General features: G+C 43.2%; 2 protein-coding genes and 1 pseudogene. 2 read left to right on the plus strand and 1 reads right to left on the minus strand.

Annotation, left to right across the window (positions count from 1 at the left end):
• Positions 1–390: pseudogene (locus tag VB081_RS05260) on the plus strand (YfcC family protein); the annotation flags it as partial.
• 56 nt (positions 391–446) lie between these two features.
• Here VB081_RS05260 and VB081_RS05265 read toward each other — a convergent pair.
• Positions 447–1,142 carry a flavodoxin family protein gene (locus tag VB081_RS05265; RefSeq protein ID WP_323399789.1) on the minus strand — a complete coding sequence of 232 codons (696 nt, stop codon included), beginning with the start codon at positions 1,140–1,142 and terminating at the stop codon, positions 447–449.
• 421 nt (positions 1,143–1,563) lie between these two features.
• Between VB081_RS05265 and VB081_RS05270 the strand changes: the two genes are divergently transcribed.
• Positions 1,564–3,077 (plus strand): DUF6056 family protein (locus VB081_RS05270; protein ID WP_323399790.1); only part of this gene is annotated, 1,514 nt, incomplete at its 3' end.

A 3,077-nucleotide genomic window follows, 5' to 3' on the forward strand; every position in this document is an offset into this window, starting at 1 on the left:
TCGAACGGGCTCGCGCAGGTGCCACTGTGGATATTCGCGGTGGTGGCGGTCGTTTCATATCTGCTGATCGGTCTTGCATTGCAGTCCACAAGCGGGGTTGCGGGGCTCTCCATGCCCATTTTGGGCGCGGTCGCTGCGGCGCTGTTTGCAAGTTCGGCGATCGGTGCTGTGGGCGGAGAGGTCATACTGATCAGCTCGTTTACGGTGGGTCTCAACTTCATGACGCTCATCTATCCGGGTGCGGTCAACTTAGGTACCGCGGAAATGTATGGCGTGCCATACAATACCTATCTAAAATTCATGATCAAATACGGTGTGCCTATGCTTGTAATCGCCACAATATTGATCGCGCTTGCACCGTATATCGGGCTGATTCCAACAGTGCAATAAAACGTAAAAAAGCGGCATATGATATGCCGCTTTTGGTTTGTTTGCACGCCGCGTCCTTATTTGATCCATCCTTTATCGAGCCAATACTGGTTGTCCGCCGAAAGCGGATTTTCTTTTTTGGAAAAACCCTGGTGCATTGCCCTTGTAATGGAAAACAAAAGAGAAACCTTCAAGCCCCTGCGCGCAGGGCGAAGGGGGTGCACATACCTTTTTGCAAGCTTTTTTATCTTGGCGGTGATGATGCCGCGGCGTTTTTCTGAAAGCTCGTCCCATACAATACCTTCGAGAAGCCCGACGCCCAATTTTTTGATGTCTGAAATGCCCAGCCATAAAAGGCTGGTGGCAATATCCTTTTGCGCACCGCCGTTGAATACGCCGATCGCGTTCGTCAAGACCACAGCGCATTTTGAAAACATTTGATCATCCGGGCGGTGTACCATCCAATGCACGCACAGGTGGTCGAGTAAAGCCTTTAGCTGCCCCGTTGCGCGCAGCGCATACACGGGGGAGGTAAACACAAGCAGGTCCGCGTCGAGCAGGGCTTCCCAAATAGGCATGACGTATTTGGCATGTGGGCACATCGACTCGCTTTTCAAAAAGCACGTCTTGCATCCGCAGCAAAAATGCGGCATATCCTTCGGGAGATAAAACTCAGTGATCTCGTTACCTTCCCGCAGCACATCTAAAAAATTTTCCTTGATGTGATAGGTGCAGCCTTTTACTTCGGTACCGTTGATGACTGTTATTTTCATAAGATTTTATCACCCTTCCCACTCGACCGTTTGCACGTCCGCCATATAAGTTGTAGATACCGGAGGTGTAAACGACGCGCATTCTATCCTCACCACCGATGAGTCCGATCATGAAATGTCCTTCTAAAATACTTTTATACTTTATTCTAACACAAATAGCGGACAAAGGTATGTAAAAGCCACGACATACGAAAGGGATATTAACGATTCTACCCCCAATCATTTTTTGCTACACGTCAAAACTATTATATTTAGTCAGCAATACAAAGTTTTTTCTATGGATACTTTATAAATTATGCTATAATAAAGTGTAAAGATTTTCACGCAGCAGAGAGCGGGCTAAAAAAGCATTGTTTTGATTGATTTGATGTTGAAATATGCATGAACGAAAAGATACACCGTTCCGGTGTAGGAAGGCAGTGTGGACAAAGTGGGGTTGTCAAAAGCACCTTTTTCTCGCAGAGAGATTGGGCCGATCATAGTCTTTATATTTTTTTTTATTTATTTGTTTTTTCAGATGCAGGCAGTTTTTTTATATTTTGACGATTACGGATATTTGTCCTTACAGTATGCATATATTGTTCAGGGAGCGACCGGGATGAATTTCTCGTCGGCGCAATTGTGGGAATTTTTAACAGGCCACTATAATATTTGGGGTGGCAGGGTTCTATTCTTCTTTTTCGAGATTATGTCTGGTCATGTTGGGCTATGGTGCATGCGGTTAGTACAGTCCCTGGTGACGGCAGGAATTTTTTATGTGTTTTTCCGCATTGTGACGGATAACGGGAATCTACCAAAAACTTTAACGGCGCTCATAACATGCCTGGCATATGGACTGATCGAATTTTATGTTGCGGCAGACGGCATGTATTGGTTCACCGCATCGTTTTTATATTTAATCCCTATGTTACCAATTGTTATCGTAAGTTATTTTAGTTATGAATATCTAATGGGAGAGCGCAAAAAATCTGTGGGCAAGATAATTGCCTTGGTTATTCTAGCGTTCATTGGAGGATTTTCTCAGGAACAACTTGCCGTCGCATTCCTTGTTGTACTGGGAATCTTTTTTATATATAATTTATGGAAAAGCAAAAAGCTGGATAAACACAACATTTGGATGATAGCTATTCTTGCGGGAGCTATCATAGGAAGTATCATTCTTTTGGCATCGCCGGGAAGCAATGCCAGGGCTATCGGAACTCCAGACTATTATTCGATCCCGTTGATAGAGCGTATGATGTCTGGTGTAGAAAATTTATTTAATCTATTATTCGGAGAACCGTTATACCTGTTTATGCTGTTCTTTATTCCAATGTTCATCCTGATTTCAATTTATATGATTAAAGAAAAGCACGGAAGCAAGGTGTTTCATTTTATCGTACTTGTGGTATCGACCGTATTATTTGCAATTATGTTGATCACTGGTCAAGGAGTAGTCTCCGCATTTTCCGCAAAAAAAATTAGTATTGGTTTGATTGGTATATTTGTTGTGTTGGCTGTTATTCAAATGGTTTGCTATAGCCGCGCACGTAAAAAAACATTTTTGAGTATATTTTTTTTTGCGGGACTAATCGCAACGGGGGGAGCAATTGTTGCTCCGGGAATTGCGTATCGTATGGTATTGCCATTTATGCTGTTCACAATACCGGTTCTTGCGTTTTCCTATGTTGATCTGACTTGTTGGATCGATTGTAAGCTGAAAGGCATAGGTTGCAAATATGCTTTTGTGAAATATATCTTTTTGGTAATTTTTGCTACAGTGGCTGCTTCCAATATGGGGACTATACTGCTGGGATATTCGTCAAATGCTGGAGTTAATCAAGCCAATGACAGGTTGCTGCGTGAAGTATCCGAAGAAGTAGCACTGGGAAAAACGCCGGATAGGATTACATTAAGAAAACTCAAAGATGATCGCTATAGCAATCAACAGCCTTA

The sequence above is a fragment of the Christensenella sp. genome (assembly GCF_034927525.1).
In the GTDB taxonomy this organism is placed as follows: Bacteria; Bacillota; Clostridia; order Christensenellales; family Christensenellaceae; genus Christensenella.

What these genes read in the sequence shown, in the direction of transcription:
- VB081_RS05265 (WP_323399789.1), bottom strand. Translation starts at nt 1,142, where the DNA reads ATGAAAATAACAGTCATCAACGGTACCGAAGTAAAAGGCTGCACCTAT.